At 44.9% G+C, this 21,612-nt stretch carries 20 protein-coding genes; 7 read left to right on the plus strand and 13 right to left on the minus strand.

Annotated elements, in window-relative coordinates; translation table 11 throughout:
* Positions 1–22: 22 nt before the first annotated feature.
* Both C9991_RS01660 and C9991_RS16810 read right to left on the minus strand, forming a co-directional pair.
* Complete coding sequence (locus C9991_RS01660; RefSeq protein ID WP_106810896.1) at positions 23–2,803, minus strand: FtsK/SpoIIIE domain-containing protein; 2,781 nt, start codon at positions 2,801–2,803, stop codon at positions 23–25.
* Entirely contained in the window at positions 2,803–4,083 is a 1,281-nt protein-coding gene (locus C9991_RS16810) for a cell envelope integrity TolA family protein (protein WP_198643729.1), read from the minus strand. Before C9991_RS16810 ends, C9991_RS01660 begins: the two co-directional genes overlap by 1 nt.
* A 164-nt stretch (positions 4,084–4,247) precedes the next feature.
* On the opposite strand from C9991_RS16810, the gene C9991_RS01670 reads away from it, so the two are divergent.
* Entirely contained in the window at positions 4,248–5,153 is a 906-nt protein-coding gene (locus C9991_RS01670; RefSeq protein WP_106810622.1) for an IS982 family transposase, read from the plus strand.
* Between the two features lie 24 nt (positions 5,154–5,177).
* Here the strand turns inward: C9991_RS01670 and C9991_RS01675 are convergent, their stop codons facing one another.
* The 4 genes from C9991_RS01675 to C9991_RS01690 form a co-directional block, all read right to left on the minus strand.
* A complete protein-coding gene (locus tag C9991_RS01675; protein WP_106810897.1) occupies positions 5,178–6,494 on the minus strand; it encodes an ATP-binding protein in 1,317 nt (438 codons plus the stop codon).
* Between the two features lie 282 nt (positions 6,495–6,776).
* Positions 6,777–6,998 (minus strand): DUF2795 domain-containing protein, encoded by a 222-nt coding sequence (locus C9991_RS01680; protein WP_106810898.1) that lies wholly within the window; start codon positions 6,996–6,998, stop codon positions 6,777–6,779.
* Positions 6,999–7,127: 129 nt separating this feature from the next.
* Positions 7,128–7,658, minus strand: a complete 531-nt coding sequence (locus C9991_RS01685) for a cob(I)yrinic acid a,c-diamide adenosyltransferase (protein ID WP_106810899.1) — start codon at positions 7,656–7,658, stop codon at positions 7,128–7,130.
* Between the two features lie 78 nt (positions 7,659–7,736).
* The gene (locus C9991_RS01690) at positions 7,737–8,309 is read right to left on the minus strand and encodes a hypothetical protein (protein WP_106810900.1); all 573 of its coding nucleotides are present in this window, start codon (positions 8,307–8,309) and stop codon (positions 7,737–7,739) included.
* Positions 8,310–8,693: 384 nt separating this feature from the next.
* Here C9991_RS01690 and C9991_RS01695 point away from each other — a divergent pair, with 384 nt between their 5' ends.
* Both C9991_RS01695 and C9991_RS01700 read left to right on the plus strand, forming a co-directional pair.
* Positions 8,694–9,251 (plus strand): chromate transporter, encoded by a 558-nt coding sequence (locus tag C9991_RS01695; RefSeq protein WP_106810901.1) that lies wholly within the window; start codon positions 8,694–8,696, stop codon positions 9,249–9,251.
* A 21-nt stretch (positions 9,252–9,272) separates the two neighbouring features.
* Positions 9,273–9,845, plus strand: coding sequence for a chromate transporter (locus C9991_RS01700; protein ID WP_106810902.1), 573 nt, complete (start codon positions 9,273–9,275; stop codon positions 9,843–9,845).
* Positions 9,846–9,974: 129 nt separating this feature from the next.
* Here the strand turns inward: C9991_RS01700 and rodA are convergent, their stop codons facing one another.
* The 6 genes from rodA to C9991_RS01730 all read right to left on the minus strand — a co-directional run bounded on the left by rodA (position 9,975) and on the right by C9991_RS01730 (position 16,776).
* Complete coding sequence (rodA, locus tag C9991_RS01705) at positions 9,975–11,438, minus strand: rod shape-determining protein RodA (RefSeq protein ID WP_106810903.1); 1,464 nt, start codon at positions 11,436–11,438, stop codon at positions 9,975–9,977.
* 11 nt (positions 11,439–11,449) lie between these two features.
* Entirely contained in the window at positions 11,450–13,405 is a 1,956-nt protein-coding gene (gene mrdA / locus C9991_RS01710; RefSeq protein WP_106810904.1) for a penicillin-binding protein 2, read from the minus strand.
* Entirely contained in the window at positions 13,402–13,905 is a 504-nt protein-coding gene (gene mreD, locus C9991_RS01715; RefSeq protein ID WP_106810905.1) for a rod shape-determining protein MreD, read from the minus strand. The genes mrdA and mreD overlap by 4 nt, the downstream gene beginning before the upstream one ends.
* A 65-nt stretch (positions 13,906–13,970) precedes the next feature.
* Positions 13,971–14,831 carry a rod shape-determining protein MreC gene (mreC, locus tag C9991_RS01720; protein ID WP_106810906.1) on the minus strand — a complete coding sequence of 287 codons (861 nt, stop codon included), beginning with the start codon at positions 14,829–14,831 and terminating at the stop codon, positions 13,971–13,973.
* A gap of 283 nt (positions 14,832–15,114) precedes the next feature.
* Entirely contained in the window at positions 15,115–16,137 is a 1,023-nt protein-coding gene (locus C9991_RS01725) for a rod shape-determining protein (RefSeq protein WP_106810907.1), read from the minus strand.
* A 45-nt stretch (positions 16,138–16,182) separates the two neighbouring features.
* Positions 16,183–16,776 carry an IMP cyclohydrolase gene (locus C9991_RS01730; protein WP_106810908.1) on the minus strand — a complete coding sequence of 198 codons (594 nt, stop codon included), beginning with the start codon at positions 16,774–16,776 and terminating at the stop codon, positions 16,183–16,185.
* Between the two features lie 223 nt (positions 16,777–16,999).
* Between C9991_RS01730 and obgE the strand changes: the two genes are divergently transcribed.
* The 3 genes from obgE to C9991_RS01745 are packed head-to-tail and all read left to right on the plus strand — an operon-like array spanning position 17,000 to position 20,156.
* Complete coding sequence (gene obgE / locus C9991_RS01735) at positions 17,000–18,187, plus strand: GTPase ObgE (RefSeq protein WP_106810909.1); 1,188 nt, start codon at positions 17,000–17,002, stop codon at positions 18,185–18,187.
* The gene (pgeF, locus tag C9991_RS01740; protein ID WP_106810910.1) at positions 18,180–19,010 is read left to right on the plus strand and encodes a peptidoglycan editing factor PgeF; all 831 of its coding nucleotides are present in this window, start codon (positions 18,180–18,182) and stop codon (positions 19,008–19,010) included. Before obgE ends, pgeF begins: the two co-directional genes overlap by 8 nt.
* A 15-nt stretch (positions 19,011–19,025) precedes the next feature.
* Positions 19,026–20,156: a M23 family metallopeptidase gene (locus C9991_RS01745; RefSeq protein WP_106810911.1), complete on the plus strand. Its 1,131-nt coding sequence runs from the start codon at positions 19,026–19,028 to the stop codon at positions 20,154–20,156.
* A gap of 91 nt (positions 20,157–20,247) precedes the next feature.
* Here the strand turns inward: C9991_RS01745 and rplS are convergent, their stop codons facing one another.
* Complete coding sequence (rplS, locus tag C9991_RS01750; RefSeq protein WP_106810912.1) at positions 20,248–20,607, minus strand: 50S ribosomal protein L19; 360 nt, start codon at positions 20,605–20,607, stop codon at positions 20,248–20,250.
* Between the two features lie 226 nt (positions 20,608–20,833).
* Here rplS and C9991_RS01755 point away from each other — a divergent pair, with 226 nt between their 5' ends.
* Positions 20,834–21,604, plus strand: a complete 771-nt coding sequence (locus C9991_RS01755) for a 5'-nucleotidase C-terminal domain-containing protein (RefSeq protein ID WP_106810913.1) — start codon at positions 20,834–20,836, stop codon at positions 21,602–21,604.
* Positions 21,605–21,612: the final 8 nt, after the last annotated feature.

Consider the following 21,612-nt stretch of genomic DNA (forward strand, 5'->3'; position numbering starts at 1 on the left):
TATGCCCGATTAGAACGGCACACTAACGAATTAGTTTGTCTATCTGTTCTATAGAGGGCATAACATATGGTGTAAGCAGACTGTACCTGTTGCCGCTCTCGTTATAGTAGTAGGCTCTAAGTCGATCGGCATTGTCCTCAAGCGCTGCGGGGCTTATCTCGTCAGGAAGACGAAGATTCAACACATCTTGCTCGCCAGAGCGCAACAGAATGATATGCGCGAAGTGGCTGTATATAGTTTTAGCCCCTACATAACCATTTTCGTTGCCTATATAGTAGTTGTCCATGCGGTCCATCTGCATTACGGTGTGCACGGCGTTCTCGGGTCCGCGTTCAAGTATATATTTCAACGCACTTGCCACGGTCTTGATGTCTTTCAGGCCGTCGGTCTCGTTTACCGGATTGCTCAGCATATTCATCATGGCCAAGGCATCGTCGAACGACATATTGTCTGCCGATGACATTCCGTTGGTTTCGTTGGGTTTGGTGTTGGCGTCAATATCGAGAGACTCGTCAAACTTTAGTTCGCGGAAGGTCTCCTCGCCCAGTATAACGAGCACCGTGGGGCGTGCCGTGCCTGCGGCAATATCCTTGCACAGGCTGTAGAGCGTATGCTTGCGTTGGCGCGGGGCAACGATACGGCAGAGTCCACTTTGCTCCAAACTGTCGAGTATGTGCATATACGGCTCCTCTTCATCGCACTTCAAGCAGTCTATCACCACAAACTGGCAGTCGAGACCTTTCTTTCTTGCCGACGCTATCATCGACACAAGTGTGTTGATGGTTGTGCGTGTTACGTACTGCTTGTCGTTTATGCCAAGAAGCAGCATATTCTCGCCAGCCTCGTCGCGCAAAACTATCGACAATGGCGTTTGGGATATGGCTATGCTCTGTCCAGGCGACGCCACAATGTATCTTCTGCCTTTAGTGGCGAGAGCATCAATTGTGTCGCCGGTCATAGCATACTGCAACGAGCCGCTGAAGTATATCTGTCCGTTGGTTTCGTATTTGTCGGCCTTCTGCCTTGCCTTCTCTATAAGGCTGTCTTGTTGCTCGCCCTTGGCAATATAGTCGAATGTGAACATAAACTTGCCGTCGGCACCCTGATAGTAGCATTGGCCCTTGCCCTTTTCCATTTGTGCCACTACCCTTTCGGTTTCATTCTGCTCGTGTTCGGGTACAAGTCGGCGTGCATCGACAGGAAGGCAAGGCAGTATGTAATGCTCGCCTATCTGGTTGAGGATATCTGAACGCAGTTTCGGCGCATTGGTCAACGATTGTGTGGCAAGCAGCAGATGCACACCGTATGCACGTCCTTGCTGGGCAATGAGTGCAATGGTGGCAATCATCTCGGTCTGCAATTTTGTGTTCTTTGCATTATCTGTAAAGAGCGTCTGGCACTCGTCTGCTACCAGTATTATTTGTGATATATGGCTGTCGGCAGACATCTTGTTGTACTCGTCTACATCGCTTGCTCCTGCCGCAGCCAATATCTTTTGGCGCTCTTCCATCTTCTGCTTCAATTCGTGTATAACCTCGTAGGTTATGCGCTCGTCGGCACGGTCGACAAGTATTACACGCGAGTGCTTGATGTCGCGGTAAGGATTAAACTCAACACCCTTGAAGTCCATAAGGTATAGCTCTACGTCTTCGGGACTATACTTGGCTATCATGTTGATGATGATGTCGTGCAGGAAGCGCGACTTGCCCGAACCTGTCTCGCCTATTACAAATGCATGGTAATGGCCACGGTTTACATCTATCTTGAAATCTACGGTCTCGCCGTCGGTAGTCTTGCCTATCGGAGCCTCGATGGCAGATGTTGTGACGGCGTATTCGGTCTTGTCTATCTCTGGCTCGTCTATCTCTGGTTCATCTTCCGTTTGCAAGCCATTGTTAAGATATTCGATACACTTGCTGCGGAAGTCGGAATCTTTGGCTAAAGACAAATTGGCTAACGACAAAAAGACTTCTGTATAGTCAATTTCATCTTTAAGGGTAGTATATCCATTAATAAAACAGAATTTGTCTTCGTCAAGTATACCAGGATCGTATACACCTTCTTCAACCTTATAATCATTGAGGATAAATACGGTGTGAATATAGGCGAATGCCCCCTTTTCTATTATCTGTCTGTAAGCATTGCCAATCTTATTGTAATCGTTTAAGAAATCAAGAAATACGACAAAATCATATATATTATCCGACAGTTCGCCACGAAGTCGCTGCGCCATCTTTGTCTTCAACGATTCTGCCAAACCTTTTGCCGACTGTACATCACAATATATATTGCATACAGAACGGTCGAAGTTGTCGATAAAGAACTGTGCCTTGCATGAGAAGTTAAGGTCGATGAAGTGGAGTCTAACCTTGCCAAGTGGCATCGACAACAGTACAGACATGAGCAGGTGGGTCATCTTCTTTTGTGCAAATTCTTCCCAACCATTTATACCATAGATTGTCGCTCCTGGCGTTTCAGAAAAATCCACATACTTAGGCAAGCATACCGCAATATTCTGAATGCCAATGTTGCAAGTGGTATCAGTATAGATAGGTGGCATAGTTGTGCGTTTGGAAGCCGCACTTGCTATATTTCTAATTACCTCATCCTGCAAATCGGCTTTAGGTAGCCTGGGCAGTATAATAGGGTCTATATTGCTAATGCGCTCAGCAAGTTGCTTGAGCTCATCAACAATTTCTCCCCTCTCTATGTCGTACGCCTCCTTTGTGTCAGCCTTTATGTTGCGTATTCTATGCTCTAAGTATTTCACGAGCATATCTATTGCTGCTATTGTCTTTGCCATCAGTTTTCCTCCTTAATATAAACGAAACATGCATTCTTGTCCTGTTTCTCGTACACCTGCAAGTGTACAAGAGCGTGAATGTTCTTGTGCAGATACTCAAATACTATCTTTCCAGAATAGTAAGAATTTAGGTTTTCCAAGAATGTTCCCAATTCCTTTTGTGGCACAAAATCATTATCGTCGAAATCTGCTTCAGACGATTTGTTTACTACAGCATTCCATATTCGCTTAGTAATAGGGTTAGCTACATAATGTATTTTCTTTTTCTTTCCAAATATGATGCCGTCCTTATACTCACACTCCTTGATGTCGCTGACAAAGTCTTCTATCAGAGACTTATATGAATTATGCTCGGCCTCTTCCTTAGCTTTGCGCTCGGCATCTTCTTTGGCTTTGCGCTCGGCATCTTCTTTGGCTTTGCGTTCTGCCTCTTCCTTGGCTTTACGTTCTGTTTCTTCCTTGGCTTTACGTTCGGCTTCTTCCTTGGCTTTGCGTTCAGCTTCTTCCTTAGCTTTGCGTTCGGCTTCTTCCTTGGCTTTGCGTTCGGCTTCTTCCTTAGCTATACGCTCTGCTTCTTCCTTGGCTATACGCTCTGCTTCTTCCATAGCTTTGCGTTCAGCTTCTTCTTTGGCTTTGCGTTCAGCTTCTTCTTTGGCTATACGTTCAGCTTCTTCTTTGGCTTTGCGTTCTGCCTCTTCCTTGGCTTTACGCTCTGCTTCTTCCTTAGCTTTGCGTTCTGCTTCTTCCTTGGCTTTACGCTCTGCTTCTTCCTTGGCTTTGCGTTCGGCTTCTTCCTTGGCTTTGCGTTCGGCTTCTTCCTTGGCTATACGTTCAGCTTCTTCCTTGGCTTTACGCTCAGCTTCTTTACGTTCAGCCATATTCCTGCATTGGTCTATTTCCTCCTTAAAACTATAATAAGGAGTTACTCGCAAAGGCTCTTTATTATATTCAATGTCCATATCGACCATCTTAAACAGCTCTTTGGTTTTGGCAGTATCTCCATTTTGGATTTTGTCGAGCAAATCAATAATATTTGTGCTTCCTTCTACATTATGCCATTTGCAGTCTGTATTTCCTGCATCAGAGCCTGGGTCAAAGTTGTCACAAAAATAACGATCAATAACGGAATATGGATAGTAGTCACAAAAACCGTAATGCTCATTTAACGTATTCAGTCTAACATAAGCCTGATATAATTGCCATATAGCCCCACCATTATTAACCAATGCCTTGTTTAATAATCCTATATGATAGCCATATGTTAAATTAGCGAATTCCATAATCAAATATTTTAGTAAGTGTGCAGAATTGTTTATAGAAAGAAAGATGCATAAGTAATTAACGTGAGTTCGACGAAATATAAGTGTCTAAAAATTTGGTGATTAGCGAAAATTGTTGTAACTTTAATGTGCTAAAAATCAAAATTTTACAAACAATAATCGCTATGATCACCGAGGACAAAGTTACTGAAATTTTCTGTATTGCGGATGACTTCTGCAAAGTTTTTGATGCCCAAATGGAAAAATACACCATAAAAAGCAATTTAAAACGCAAATATCATCGTGAATCGACCATGTCAAAGGCTGAAATTATGGTTATCGTTATACTTTTCCACAGTTCAGGCTTTCGTTGCCTGAAACATTTCTATAAGGAATATGTATGTGTTCATCTTCGACATTTATTTCCAAATGTAGTATCATATAACCGTTTTGTGGAACTTCAGAAGACCATTGCCATTCTGTTGGCTATCTTTATAAAGAAGGTTCTTTTGGGAAAATGTACCGGAATAAGTTTCGTAGACAGCACACCTCTTCGTGTATGTAGAACCCAAAGAATCCATATTCACAAGACATTTAAAGGCATCGCACAAAAAGGCAAATGTTCTATGGGATGGTTTTTCGGCTTTAAGCTCCACCTTATATGTAACGAAAAGGGAGAATTGCTTAACTTCATGATAACTCCTGGCGATATTGACGACCGTAAACCATTAGAATACAAAGCGTTTGTGAATTTCATATACGGCAAGCTTGTAGGAGATAAAGGATATATAAGCAAGAACCTGTTCAATCGACTTTTCGTTGATGGAATACAACTCATCACGAAACTAAAAAGCAACATGAAGGGTTCTATTATGAAAATATCAGACAGGCTCTTGCTTAGAAAGAGGGCGATCATAGAGACCATTAACGACGAACTTAAGAATATTGCACAAGTGGAACATTCCAGACACAGATCATTCGATAACTTCATTGTCAACACTCTTGGATCTTTGGCTGCTTATTGTTTCTTTCCTAAGAAACCAACAATTGCAGTTCAAAGGACAGTAGATAGACAATTAACGTTATTCTAATTCGTCGAACTCACGTTAATATTATTATTTGTTCAACCATTTCATTGCCCACTCAGCTAAGGGCGAAGGACAAGCCAACATTCCGCAGTTTTGCTGTAAATTGAGAAACGAGAAACGTATGCGGTTCTTGGGCTGGTAACGCTCGTTATAAACAACAATACTTCTACCACTGACACAATTTTCGGCCTTTACCTCTACAGGGATTATCTCATCCTCTCGCTGTAACAGAAACTCAATCTCTGCCTTTCCTTCCGAAGACCAATAGTAAGGCATTGAACCATACGATGGCAACAGGCTTTGCAGCACTGCATTCTCCGCCATTGCGCCTTTAAATTCCGTGTAATTGGCAGTCGGGTCAATGACAATGCTTCCCGGTAGTCCGGCCAATCGTCGCAACAGTCCGCAATCACTGGCATAAATCTTGAATATGTCTGGTTCTTCGTAAGCACTTAAAGGCATTCCCGGTTTCGACACCGCATTCACGCGATATATCATACCAGCATCTTCAAGCCACAGCAAAGCGTCTTCATAATCACGACTTCTTGCTCCTTTCTTTATAATCTTATATATGAACTTTCTATTTTCCTTGGCAAGTTGAGATGGAAGTGAATGCCAAATAGCATGGATACGCGGTATCTCGCGAGGTTCTGCATACTTGGCAAAGTCAAGCTCATACAAATCTAATATGCCTTGCAATATGTCGTCAACAGCTTGCATGCCTTGATTTTCAAGCATACTCACGGTAGCTTCTGGCATTCCTCCAGACACCATATATCTGCGGTATTCAGACTTCAACTTGTCAAGTATAATAAGAGGCAATTTCTCTGGCTGTTCTATCTGTTCAACAAAATTGAATGTCTGGGAATCGCTGGCTCGCAGATACTCTTTGAACGTAATCGGATACATACGCATAACCTGCACCTTTCCTACTGGTACGGTCATTCTCCTCCTTTTAACAGCCACTCCTAACAGCGAACCTGCTGCAATAATATGCCATTCGGGAGCATCTTCACAAAAATACTTTAACGAATTGAGCGCTTCTTCACATTCTTGTATCTCATCGAATATGAGTAGTGTCTTGCCTGCAACAAGAGGCACTTGGCTATAAAGGGCGAGTTCCTTTATTATGCGTGCAGGTTCCTTTGACTCAGTGAAGGCAGACAGTAACTCTTTCTGGCGGTCAAAGTCAAATTTCGCCGTATAGTCGAAACATTCTCTTCCAAACTCCTCCATAGCCCATGTCTTGCCAATCTGACGGGCACCTTTCAGCAGGATTGGCTTATGCTTTTCAGCATCTTTCCATTCCTTGAATTTATTTATTATGTCTCTTTCAATTCTCATATTCGCACCGATTACTTCTGTTTTGTGCCAAATACGACACTTTTCCGAACTTGTCAGGTGCAAATATACAATATATAGAGGAATACTACAACTTTTCTGAAAGTTATTTTTATTTATTTTCCAATAATAACGAATCAGCTCATTGCATTAAATCCTTAGAGACACGGCCTTATCGTAAGGATAATCAAGTAGTACGTAAAAAGCGGTATAGGAATCATGCTGTCATATTCCCATACCGCTTATATTCAACGCCTTAAGCTGAAATACACAGCTCATCGGCGATTAGTATTCGTCATCGTTCCAAAGGAAATCGTCCTTTGAAGGATAGTCGGGCCAAAGGTCCTCGATGCTATCGTAAGCGTCACCCTCGTCTTCTATCTCTTGCAGATTCTCAAGCACCTCAAGTGGCGCGCCAGAACGCATGGCATAATCTATAAGTTCGTCTTTGGTTGCTGGCCAAGGGGCGTCTTCCAGTTTGGAAGCCAATTCAAGTGTCCAATACATAGTTGTAAGTTTTTTTTAATCTGTTCTACAAATGTTTTTCCAACGGGCTTAGTTCTTAAGGCTGCTGCATATGTGAATCGTTTAACAGCCATGCCCCGTTTTTCGGCTGCAAAAATAGCAATTTTTATGTTATTTGCAAGCAATATATAGTTTTTTTTCGGCTACACCCTCAATAAAGTTTAAATATAGCGCCAATGCGAAGAAATAATCGCTTAATCTATTTAGATATTGCGTATTTAAGGGGTTGAGCGCATAGCTGTCGTATACACATAGCAAGCTACGTTCTGCCCTGCGACATACAGCTCGGCACACATGTGCCTGTGCTGCAGCCTTGCATCCACCTGGCAATACAAATGTGCCAGGAGGCGTAGTTTGTGCTTGTAGATTGTCTATCTCATGCTCAAGCATTGCCACATCATCGGTTGTAGCACCGCCTGTGGTTGATGCAGATATTGAGGTGCCTATATGGAACAGGCAAGTCTGTATGGAGATGAGCTGTGGAGCAAGGTTGCTGGCAGTAAAGGTGTGCAGCAAACCAATGTGGGCATTTAGTTCGTCGAGGTCGCCACATGCAGCTATGCGTATATCGGTCTTAGGCACACGCTTGCCGCTGGCAAGAGATGTGGTGCCATGGTCGCCCGTCTTGGTGTAGTATTTCATATTGATGGAGCTTTTGCACGTTGTAATAGATTGTTATCTTGTTTAGAAGGATTGTTCTCCTTAGAATGGTTGTTCTCTTTAGAAATTTACGATGTAGCAAGTCTTGAACCTGTCGGTATCGAAGAAGGCAACGCCTGCCCAATAGAGGTCGTAGCAAACGCTAACCTTGGGATTGTGGAGCAACCCTTGCCATATGCGCTGTGCCATTGTGTTCTGGGCTATATCCTCCACTATCAGTATGGTATGGCTGTCGGTATGACTCAGCAGATGTTCGACATAAGCCTCGCATCCATCCACGGCACACACCCGGGCTATCTCAACGGTATTTATATCCGCATCCTGCCTATCATCTACACGTGTACGCTGGCATGCGCGTCCTACATATGAGGCAAGCAATGGCGTATCGGTTCCGTTGCTGAGCATGCGGGAAGCCTGACGATAGTTGGCTATGCGGAAGTACAGCTCCATACGCTTGCGCACAAGCCACGGCAACGAGGGGTGCTTGTGACGCAACTCATCGTAGCCGTAATAAGGATAATGCTCGCACAAAACATATCGTATAAAGCGGTAGGCCGACGGTGACTGTACCCCAAAGCCTCGGCTGTGGGACATACGGCGCAACCAAACAATATAGCGTTTCAATTTATTCATAGCCACAAAATTAGGCAAAATATGCGAGAAAAACAATAGAACATGGCTGTCTTTAGGCAAAGTTGCTGTAACTTTGCACCCGGTAAAGAAAGATTGTTAAATATCTAACTGATTTTTCGCATATCAAGAAGTTAAAGGAGTTAAGAAGTTAAGGAGTTAAGAAGTTAAGAAGTTAAGGAGTTAAGGAGTTAAGCCGTATGTCTTGCTGCTTAAAAACTATGCCAAAAGACTATTGGCCGTTCGCTCGACTTTGCCGCTTGCCTTAGCAAGAACTCCTCAGCGAGGAGTAGGGAGCGAAGTTCCCTTGAGCTTTACGAAAAACTTCTTTAACTTCTTTCGCTTGCGAAACTTGAATTAATAATAAGCAACAGAAAAGTAGACCGTATGCTTTGGAAATTTTTTATTACCTGCAACAAGATTGGTGCCTTTACTCTGGGTGGCGGCTATGCCATGATTCCGAGTATGGAAAAGGAGTTTGTAGACAACCATAAATGGATGGACAAGCAGGAATTTATGGACATTATGGTTGTGGCGCAAACCACACCGGGTATTTTCGCCATCGACATGGCAAGCCATATAGGCTACAAGCTGCGTGGCATTTGGGGTGGCATAGTGGGTGCAATAGGAATAGCCTTGCCTTCTATCATAGCCATACTTGTTATAGCCATGTGTTTTCACAACTATAAGGACAATCCATGGGTTGAGCGTTTCTTCATGGGTGTAAGACCTTCGGTTGTGGCTCTTATAGCCGCGCCTGTGTTTAAGATGGCAAAGACTGCCAATATTGGATGGAACAATGTGTGGATTCCGGTGCTGGCATGCTTGCTCATAAGCAATCCCTTTAGCAACAATCCCGCGTATAAGGTGTCGCCTATACTTATAATAATACTTGCTGGTGTGGCTGGATGGCTGTACGGAAAATGGAAAAGGAAGAATAACTAAAATAGGAAAGGTACAATATATATGATATTTCTAAAGCTGTTTATTATCTTCACTAAGATAGGAACTTTCAACTTTGGTGGCGGCTATGCCATGCTGTCGCTTATACACAACGAAGTGGTAGTTAAGAACGCATGGCTAAGCAATGCCGAATTTACGGATATTGTGGCTATAAGCCAGTCGACACCAGGTCCTATAGGCATTAATGCCGCCACCTATTCTGGATATGTTGCTGTATTGAACCAGGGCTATCCCGAATGGGCAGCTGTGCTCGGCTCTATTCTTGCATCGCTCTCTATAGTGTGGCTGCCGTTTATTATAATGATTCTGATATCACACTATCTGATGAATCATAAGGACTCGAAAATTGTGAAGGACATCTTTGCTGGTTTGCGCCCTGCCATCATCGGACTAATTGCCGCAGCCGCTGTGCTGCTTATGAATAAGGAGAACTTTGGCGACTGGCATACAGAGCCAATGACGTTTGGCATTAGCGTGGCTCTGTTTGCTGCCACATTCTACTTTACAAGGTTCAGAAAGGCTAATCCTATATTGGTGATGCTGATTTGCGGAGTGGCGGGATTGCTGATATTCTAAAAAAACAACGACAATTATACGGACCCAAACGTTGTATATCCGTATAATTGTCGTTTGTCGTTTTGAGGCTATTCCAAATAACAGAGTGGCAATTGTCACCCTTTTATCCTTGGTTCATATTGCGCCCTTTTATCCTTGATTCATATTGCGCCCCGCATCTATCCTAAGGAATATAAACATAAGTAAGGTAAATCCCCACAACGACGAACCGCCATAACTGAAGAACGGCAACGGTATGCCGATAACCGGCGTAAGACCCAACACCATGCCCACATTGATAAACACATGGAATAAGAATATCGATGCCACACTATAGCCATACACTCTGCCAAACGTAAATGGTTGGCGCTCGGCAAGCTTCATAAGTCTTAATATCAGGGCAAGAAACAGCAGAAGCACACTTGCCGAACCTACAAAACCTTCCTCCTCGCCTACGGTACAGAATATAAAGTCGGTATCCTGTTCGGGCACAAACTTAAGCTTGGTTTGTGTGCCATTGAGGAATCCCTTGCCTTTAAGGCCACCCGAACCAATGGCTATCTCGCTCTGATGTACATTGTATCCTGCACCTGCAAGGTCCTCGTCAAGTCCTAACAGCACATTGATACGCACACGTTGGTGTGGTTCCATTACATTGTTTAGCACGTAGTCGGCAGAATAGAAGAATACTACCGAGCCTATGGCAAATGTAAGAATCATATAATAGCTCATCAGACGGGTGCGCAGCGCATTGAGCAGCAAATAAACAAACATTGCCACACACACACCAAGCTGCACCCATGTTACGTCGAAACGTATAACGTAGAGCGAGAAGAGCATTGCCACAAGCGTAATACCTACACTATAACCTATAATGCTCATAGCCTGTCTGCGCTCATGAGTGTACACATAAACCATACAGGCCGTGAATATCTGCACAAGCAAAAGCACCACAAACTTACCTACAGAGGTTGGAGTATCGAGCAACAATACACTCTCGTACTTGATACCTACTACAAAGTAGAACACCATTGCTACACCCGTAAAGAGTATACTGCCTGGCATTCCCTCGCGATAAAGCACAAGGAAGAAGGTAAGGTATACCAAGGCCGAACCAGTCTCGCGCTGTCCTACAATGCAAAGCATTGGAATAAAGATTACGGCACATGCTGCGGCAAAGTCCTTGAGGCGATGTATGGAGAAGCCATAGGCACTCATAAGCTTGGCAAGGGCAAGGGCTGTAGCAAACTTACCAAACTCGGCAGGCTGTATACGTATAGGTCCAAGGACAAGCCAAGAGTGGGAGCCCTTGATGTCGTGCGGATTAAAAATGGTGGCAAAGAGCAACAACAGCAACACACCATATATTATATAGGAGAATGTGTCGAAGAATCTGGTATCCATCATCAGTATTACAAATCCCAGACAGATACTAGTTCCTATCCACACTATCTGCATGCCCGAGCGTGTGCCGAGGCTGAAGATATCGTTGTCGCCAAACGTATAGCTGGCACCGCAGATGCTTATCCATCCGAATATCATCAGCGCTATATAGATGCCTATAGTTATCCAGTCGACTTGCGACCAAATGCTTTGCGGTTTATTGGTTGGCATAATAATCTTAGTTATTCTTTAGCCGGAGCTTCTTGGGCCTCCGGCACAATCTTATCAACAATCTTATTCTTCTTGGCTGGCTTCTTTGTAGCAGTTGCCTTTTTTCCTTTCTCCTGTCCGGGGAATCGCGAACCGTAGCCTATACGACGATGTTGCATAGCTTCGGCCTGTATCTCAGACGATGGTGAGAGCTTGCCCATAATGTATTGTTCCATCATCAATCCGCCAATAGGCACACCAAAGTCGGCACCCCATCCACCATTCTCCACATATACGGCAATGGCTATCTTTGGATTGTTCATAGGGGCAAAGCCCATAAATACAGAGTGGTCGCGTCCATGGTTCTGAGCAGTACCAGTCTTGCCGCATGCCTCGAATGGCAAACGCGAAAGCATCTTACATGTTCCTTTCAAAGCCGACGACCTCATACCAGCCACAACATAATCGTAGGAACGGCGCGAAGCCTTGGTATAATGGCGATGTCGGTAGAGAGTGTCAAGAGGCAATCCCTCTACCTTGCGCACAACATGAGGCACATAGTAGTAGCCACGGTTGGCTATGGTTGCTCCAAGATTGGCTATCTGCAATGGTGTTAGCGTAACCTCGCCCTGACCAATGGAGATAGAGATAATGGTTAGTCCGTTCCACGAACCACGATAGTTGCGGTCGTAATAGTCGGCATTAGGTATCATGCCACGCTTCTCGCCCGGAAGGTCGATGCCAAGGCGATAGCCGAATCCCATACTAACCATATAATCGCGCCATACATTCATTGCCTCATAAGGGTTTTTGTATTTTGTGCGGTTGCCCATCATATAATACAAGCCCCAACAGAAGTAGGCATTGCACGATGTGGATATGGCATCAACTAATGCTATAGGCGCCGCATGCGAGTGACATCCCACGTGCAAACCACGACAGTAGAAGCCATGACTGCAAGGAAAAGCTGTTGAGGGCGTGATAATACCCTCGGTCATATAGGTAAGCGCTTGCGATGTCTTGAAGGTTGAGCCAGGAGGATACATACCCATAATTGAACGGTTGAGCAATGGTTTCCAAGCGTCTCTCGACAGCAGACGATGGTTCTTAGAACGCGAACGACCAACCATTATGCGAGGATCATAACTTGGCGAGCTTACCATAGCGAGCACCTCGCCAGTCTGAGGGTCAAGAGCAACGATAGAACCTATCTTTCCTTCCATAAGTCTCTCGCCCAAAGCCTGCAGTTTTTCGTCGATACCTAAGGTAAGATCGCGTCCTGCAACTGGCTTGCGGTCGTATTTGCCATTCATATAATTGCCCTGAATGCGTCCACGAGCATCGCGAAGTAGTATTTGTACTCCTTTCTCGCCACGCAGTTCCTTCTCGTACGACTTCTCCACACCAAGCTTTCCTATATAATCGCCAGGCTTGTAGTAGTCGTCATCCTCAATGTCAGAAGGCGACACCTCGGCAACATCACCAAGCACATGAGCAGCTACACCCGTCTGATATTGGCGTATGCTACGGTGTTGAACATAGAATCCGGGGAAACGGAACATCTTCTCCTGAAATATGGAGAAGTCCTCGTTGCTGAGCTGACTCATAAACATTTGCTGCGTGAAGCGCGAATAGCCAGGATTCTTAGAGTAATCCTTAATGTCGTTCATACGTTTTATGAAGAACTCCTTTGTTATGCCGAGCGCTTGGCAGAATTCGGTTGTGTCGATACGTCCCTTTGCCTCGTTCATAACAACCATAATGTCGTAGGCAGGCTGATTGTACACCATAAGTCGACCATTGCGGTCGTATATGGCACCACGCGACGGAAACTCCACTTTCTTCAAGAAAGCGTTGGAGTCGGCATTTTTCTTATAGTCATCGCTCATGAGCTGCAAGGTGAAGAGGCGTATTATATATACTGTAATGATAGCTATAGCCACTCCACCTAAAACATAGCGACGTTTTTCGAGATTGAAATCTGTCATCTTCTATTTCGAACGTTTTCTATTACCAATATCAATATGGCGGTAAGCACGGTACTGCCCAATATGCTTGTAACCAACTGCATCCAGTTGTAAAGGTTGAATGCCTCAAGCGAGAAGAAAGCAAGGCACATTAAGAAAACCAGTATGACTGTATAGCTGACATACTTGGACACGCCTAATGTTCGGAACGATGGTGTAAGGTCTTCGGCGCTGTCGCGTGGCACAAAAAGCTCAAGCAGATATGGCTGCAACATACCCACAAATGTCATTGAGGCAGAAGCCACACCCGGCGTATTTGAGAATATGTCGATAGCAAGTCCCATGGCAAAACACCACAACAGCGTAGCCCACTTGCCTTGTCCACGCTGCATAGGCAGCACAAAGTAGGCATACAGCAATGGGGTGGCACAGCCAAACAAGCGTATGTGATTAAGTACAAGCGCCTGTATCACGACCAATATGATGAAGAAAACTATGTTTCTGATGAAGTTCAAGTTCATATATATATTTGAATAGGATGAGACATTTGCGGCATAAGCCTTATGGTTATTGCCGTGGCTATACTCTACTGACGAGCCTTGAGCGAGTCTTCGGCAGCACGCAGAATCTCAAGTTTCTTGTCCATCTCGGTGTCGTTGATTACACAAACATCACGCAGACGTGCAAAGTCGGTAGATAGCGATATCTTGAGTCGATACGACATACCATTGTCTGAATTGTAGACATGCTTGATGCGTCCTACTACAATGCCGGCAGGAAATACCGATGAGTAGCCAGAGGTAATAATATAGTCGCCAAGCTTGAAGTGAGCATGACGTGGGATGTCGTCTATGTAGGCATATTCGGGCGATCCGCCTGTCCAATGAAGATAGCCAAAGTAGCCACGTCCCTTTATAGAGCAGCTTATGTTAGACTGCTGACTAAGCACAGGAATCACTACCGAATAGTGTTCGCTTGTAAGATATACTATGCCCACAACACCCGTTCCACTAACTACGCCCATATCCTTCTTTACACCATCGGCAGAACCTCGGTTTATGGTTATGAAGTTGTTGGCCTTGTCAAGCGACGAGCTTACCACTTGTGCAGGTATTGTCTGGAAACCTTGCATCACCTTGTGTTGCATACGCTCTATCAGCGTGGTGTCCTTGCTGGTCTTGCGCACTTGTTCTGTAAGCATTGCCACCTCTCGTTCCAGGTAGAGATTGCGCTGGGTAAGTTGTCGGTTAACGTCGGTAAGCTGGAAATATTGCGTTACAGCAGAGTTCCACTCAAACACCTTGCCACTAACGGCATTAGCCGACGAAAACCATACACTGCCCTGATAGCTATTGTAATGGAAAAGCAAAGCAAAGCTTGCCACTTCGAGCAGTAGGAAGACAAACCAATGGTTATGGCGTGCAAGAAAATCTAATAGGTTGCGCATTTTTTAAAAGTAAAAGGGTAAAAAAGTAAAAAAGTAAAAAGGTAAAAGAGAAAACAAGTAAGGCTACAACCTAAAGGTCTATCGCCAAGCAAGACTACTAAGCCTCGCAAAGCAACAGCATAAGCTATCACCAAGCAAGACCACAAGCCTCGCAAAGCAACAGCATAAGCCATCACCAAGCAAGACCACAAGCCCAGCAAAGCAACAGCATAAGCTATCACCAAGCAAGACCACAAGCCCAGCCTTTTTACTTTTTTACTTTTTTACTTTTTTACTTTTATATTTATCTCATCAAGAATGAGAAACGGTCGATGTTCTTCAGAGCCACACCTGCTCCCTTTGCCACACTGTGCAATGGATCCTCGGCGATGTGGAACGGAATATTGATCTTGTCGGCAAGGCGCTTGTCAAGACCACGCAACAAGGCACCGCCACCCGAGAGGTAGATACCATTCTTAACGATGTCGGCATAAAGCTCTGGCGGTGTATTCTCGAGAGCCGAGAGTACAGCGTTCTCAATCTTGGCTACGGTTTTGTCTATGCAGTGAGCTATCTCCTGATAGCATACAGGCACCTCCATAGGCAATGCCGTGATGCGGTTAGGACCATGTACTACAAAGTCTTCTGGAGCCTCGTCGCCAAGTTCGGTAAGAGCAGAGCCTACATGTATCTTTATACGCTCAGCCATACGCTCTGATACCTTTACGTTGTGCTGACGTGACATATACTCTTGAATATCAGCAGTAAGGTCGTCGCCTGCGGTACGTATTGAGTTGTTTGATACGATGCCGCCCAATGAAATAACGGCAATCTCGGTAGAGCCACCACCTATATCAACAATCATATTGCCCTCTGGAGCCTCAACATCAATACCGATACCAATAGCAGCTGCCATAGGCTCAAAGATAAGATATACATCACGTCCATCTGCATGCTCGGCACTATCACGCACAGCGCGAAGCTCAACCTCTGTAGAACCAGAAGGAACACCAATAACCATACGGAGTGACGGTGAGAAGAAGCGGCTTCCAGTGTGAACCATCTTTATAAGGCCGCGCATCATTTGTTCGCAAGCAGTAAAGTCGGCAATCACTCCATCGCGGAGTGGTCGTATAGTGCGGATGTTGTCATGAGTCTTCTCATACATCATCTTTGCCTTTGAGCCGACAGCAATCATTTTGTCAGTGCGACGGTCAAGTGCCACTACCGAAGGTTCATCAACAACAATCTTGTCATCGCTGATAATAATGGTGTTGGCAGTACCAAGGTCCATCGCAATGTCCTGTACGAAAGAAAAAAATCCCATTTAATGAATTTTGAATTGTGAGTTTTGATTTTTTAATTCCTAATTCTACTTAGCAAACCACTCATGAATAGCTGTATCGTAGTGGCTGCTTACACCGAAGGCGCGCTCAGCAAACATCTTGCGATCGGCAAGGTCGGTAGTAGCACCCTTCTTGTTGAGGATGTCGAGCAACACAGGATACTCGGCTTTGCTCGGAACAATAACAACATCCTTGAAGTTCTTTGCTCCGGCACGGATGAGCGAAATACCACCTATATCAATCTTCTCTATGATGTCGGCTTCGCTTGCTCCGCTTGCCACGGTCTGCTCGAATGGATAGAGGTCTACTATAACAAGGTCGATTTCAGGAATGGCATACTCAGCCATCTGCTGAAGATCGCCCTCGTTGTCGCGGCGTGCAAGTATACCACCAAAGATACGTGGATGAAGTGTCTTGACACGACCGCCAAGAATTGACGGATAAGATGTGACACTTTCTACAGCCTGACACTCATAGCCAAGCGACTCGATGAAAGCCTGTGTGCCACCAGTTGAGAGAAATTTAACTCCTTCTTCGTTGAGCTTCTTCAAGAGCTCGTCGAGGCCGTCCTTGTGGAATACCGATACAAGCGCGGTCTTGATTTTCTTTGTTTCAGCCATAAAACTTTTACTATAATCTTTTACCTTTAAACAAGTTTCATTATTTTAAAGTGCAAAGATAGCAAAAACAACGGATATTACATATTAATTAAAGTGAAAATAATTAGGGTAAGCCTTTTTGTTGACATAAAATACCCTAATAGCTAATAGACAATACTTATTTTTCATTTTTTTGTTGTATCTTTGCAAAATTCGATAACTTTTTCATCAGAATACAAAGACAATGGCAGAATCAAATTTCGTTGACTATGTGAAGATATATTGCCGCTCTGGCAAGGGCGGCCGTGGCTCTATGCACTTGCGCCACGTTAAGTACAACCCTAACGGAGGTCCAGATGGTGGCGACGGTGGACATGGTGGCAGCATATACTTACGCGGCAATCATAACTACTGGACTTTATTGCATCTTAAGTTCCAGCGACATGTCTTTGCCGAACATGGAGGCAACGGCGGACGCGACAAGTGTCATGGCAAGGACGGCAAAGATATATACATCGATGTGCCATGCGGTACAGTGGTGTACAATGCCGAGACTGGCAAGTACGTATGCGATGTTACATACGACGGACAAGAAGTATTGCTTCTTAAAGGAGGCCGTGGAGGATTGGGCAACTTCCAGTTCCGTTCGGCTACCAACCAAACTCCACGCTATGCACAACCTGGCGAACCTATGGAGGAAATGACTATTATTCTCGAACTTAAGCTTCTTGCCGACGTTGGTCTTGTTGGTTTGCCTAATGCAGGCAAGTCAACATTGCTTTCCGCTGTATCGAGCGCACGTCCAAAGATTGCTAATTATCCGTTTACCACTCTCGAGCCATCACTTGGCATTGTAGACTACCGCGACCACAAGTCGTTCGTAATGGCCGACATCCCAGGTATTATTGAAGGTGCAAGCGAAGGCAAGGGACTCGGACTGCGATTCTTACGACACATCGAGCGCAACTCGCTATTGCTCTTCATGGTGCCTGGCGATACCGACGATATAAAGCGTGAATACGAACTGCTGCTTAACGAGCTACAACAATTCAATCCTGATATGCTGAGCAAACACCGTGTATTGGCTATCACAAAGTGCGACTTGCTTGACGAAGAGCTTATAGAAATGCTTAAGGAAACATTGCCCAACGACCTGCCTGTGGTCTTTATTTCTTCTATAACAGGCTTGGGCATACAGGAACTGAAGGATGTGCTGTGGCGCGAGCTTAACTCTGAGAGCAATAAGTTACAGATTATAACATCCGAAGAATCGCTTGTTCACCGCGACAAGGACATGACACGATTTGCCGAGGAACTTATGGCTGAGGGCGAGGACGATATTATCTACCTCGAAGACGAAGACATTGAGGACATCGACGATATTGAGTACCTTGACGACTTTGAGTACGAGGAGGACCCTAAGAATGAGTAACAAGCAGCCTGTTCTCAACTATTACGAGCTGTCAAGTGATGTTACTGCATTCTCTACAACCCGTCATGGAGGTGTGAGCGATGGCAATTATGCCTCGCTCAACATCAATGAGTATTGTGGCGATAGCAAGGACAACACCGACACCAACCGACAACTGCTCGCCACCGAACTTGACATAGATGCCAATCGCATCATAATGCCACACCAAACACATGGTGTGGAGACTCGCATCATTGGCAAAGAATTTCTCTCCCTACCCAAAAGTGTAAAGAAAATGTTACTTGAGGGTGTAGACGCTGTAATGACAGATATTCAGGGCATATGCATTGGCGTGTCTACAGCCGATTGTATACCAGTGCTCTTATACGACGAGGAACATCATGCGGCAGCAGCCATACACGCTGGTTGGCGCGGTACACTTGCCCGCATTGTACACAAGACAATACAGGAAATGCGCATAGCATATCAAACCGAACCCACTAAACTAAAGGCCGTCATCGGTCCTGGTATATCGATAGAAAACTTTGAAGTGGGCGATGAGGTATACAATGCGTTTGACCAAGCTGCGTTCGACATGAACTCTATTGCCGAAGAACGCATCAAGCGCAACCCAAATGCCGATGATCCTTCAAAGCTGTTTGAGAAGAAATGGCACATCAACCTGCCACTTGCCAACCTCCAACTGCTAACACACAACGGTGTGAACGAGGCTAATATCATCAACACCGACATCTGCACATACGACAATGCCGACAACTACTTCTCGGCACGACGCCTTGGCATCGAGTCGGGACGCATTTATACTGGTATAATAATAAGATAAGAATAAAACAGGAGAATGAAAATACGCAAACTACTATTAATGCTTGCCCTTCCTGTGGTGCTAACCACAACAGCATCGGCTCCCGTAAAGCAGCAGTTTACAGCCGCCGAACAACAGCAAATAAGCATTGCAACACCAGGATTGTTCACACGTTCGGATGCCTTCAACGTAGACTTTAGTTTATTGAAGGCTTCCGAATACTCGTTTCCGCTACCAGTAGGCAAAGCTGTTATGCGCAAGAACAACTATATGGAGATTACAACCACTGAGGGTGATGCTGTAAAGGCTATGTTTGACGGCACCGTACGTCTTTCCCGTAAACAGTCTGAATTGGGCAATGTCATCGTTATCCGACACCGCAACGGCCTAGAGACTGTATATGGCAGCAATGCTCAAAACCTTGTAAACGTTGGCGACCATGTGCGTGCCGGACAAACAGTTGCTATTGCCGGAAGCAGAGATGGAAAGATTTTATGCGACTTTGCCATAATGGTGAACGGTTGCAGAATTAATCCTTCTACTATTATCGATATAAAGAGCCATCGCCTGCGCCGTCAAACCCTATTGTGCGAAAAAAATGGCGAGTTTGTTAACGTGAGCATCCTAGGTGACAAAACTGATATCGAGGAGAGTAAAAGCGATATGAAACTTGACGATGCTTTTGCCAAATCGGCCACATTCAAGTGGAATCTTGAGAAGATGGAAAAGGAACGTTGGGCTTATCCATTACCTGGCGCAAAGGTTATAAGTCCATATGGAGGCAAACGACGCCATGCTGGTGTAGACCTCAAGACCAAGCCTAACGACGAGATTGTAGCTGCCTTCGATGGTGTGGTTACACGCTCTTCACCTTACTCTGCTTACGGCAACTGCATAGTGATACATCATGCCAATGGACTTGAGACGCTATACTCACACCAGTCTAAGAACCTTGTAAAGGTAGGCGATAAGGTGAAGGCGGGTCAGGTTATCGGACTTACTGGACGTACTGGACGTGCCACAACAGAACACTTACACTTTGAGACTCACTTCAAAGGACGCCGATTCAATCCCAACCTAATCTTCGACCACACATCGCGCAAGCTACAGCAGTCTACCATTACGTTGACAAAGAATGGTGGCATAACATCGAAAAAGAATAAATAATTTACTTCAGGCGTATAGACACAAAAAGGGACTCTGCATAATACAGAGTCCCTTTTTATGTCTTTTACTTTTGGTTCTACCCAAGCAAGTATTAGTCGTTGTTAACAACACGACGCTCAGCGATACGAGCCTTCTTACCTGTAAGATTACGGAGGTAGTAAAGCTTAGCGCGACGTACCTTACCATGCTTGTTAACCTCGATGCTGTCGATGTTCGGCGACTCAATTGGGAAAATACGCTCTACACCTACAGTTCCAGACATCTTGCGAACGGTGAAGCGCTTCTTGTCTCCGTGACCAGAGATCTTGATTACAACACCACGGTAGAGCTGGATACGCTCCTTAGAACCCTCGATAATTTTGTAAGCGACTGTGATTGTGTCACCAGAACGGAACTCTGGGAACTTCTTGCCGGTTGCAAATGCTTCCTCAGCAACTTTAATTAAATCCATTGTAAATCTGATAATTAAATTTGTTTATCGTTCTCGCGCAACATAACTGGGCAACACTTCTTCCCGTCATCGGTTACGCCGAAAAGCGGGTGCAAAGTTACTACTTTTTTGTATAACCGACAAATATTTAACGAGTTAAGTGACATTGAAACATAAAAATAACCTCCATTCTGTGCTTATGAGCAAAAAATTAATACCTTTGCAGTTAAAATAAATAATACAAACAATGAACAAACAATTTGTTATACTATCGCTTGCCACGGCCGCGCTCTTAGCTACATCATGCGCGCAGCACCAATACTCGATGGCAGACGTACAGCGTTCACGCATCGTTATCGACCAACGCTACGATGCCAACCCTGATAAGGAGGCTACAGCTTTCCTTGCGCCTTACAAACAGAAGGTAGACGAGATAATGTCGCCCGTTATGGGTGTGGCTGCATGCGATATGCCACGATTCCGACCAGAGAGTCCTTTGTCCAATCTACTTGCCGACATCCTTGTATATAGCAGTACAAGGTTTGGCGAGAAGCCCGACTTTGCCGTTTACAATATGGGAGGCATACGCGCCTCGCTTAGCAAAGGCAATGTAACACGTGGCGATATTCTTGACATTGCTCCGTTTGAGAACAAGATTTGTTTTCTTACACTTAGCGGCACCGACGTTATGGAATTGTTTGGCCAAATGGCTATGGTTGGAGGCGAAGGCGTTAGCCACAGCATACGTCTTGAGATTAGCAAAGACGGCAAGTTGTTGTCGGCATCCATCAACGGCAAGCCTGTAGACCCTAATGCCTCTTACCGTATTACCACTATCGACTATCTGGCACAAGGCAACGACCACCTCGAGGCTTTCAAGAAGAAAACCAACTTTGTGTCGCCACAGAACGAGGAGAATAATGCACGTTTCCTTATCGAAGAATATTTTAAAGATATGCACGCCGAAGGCAAAGCTGTTGAGGCTAAGGTTGAGGGACGTGTAAGTGTTAAGAAATAAGATGTTTG

It is taken from the genome of Prevotella merdae (genome assembly GCF_900290275.1).
Taxonomy (GTDB): Bacteria; Bacteroidota; Bacteroidia; order Bacteroidales; family Bacteroidaceae; genus Prevotella; species Prevotella merdae.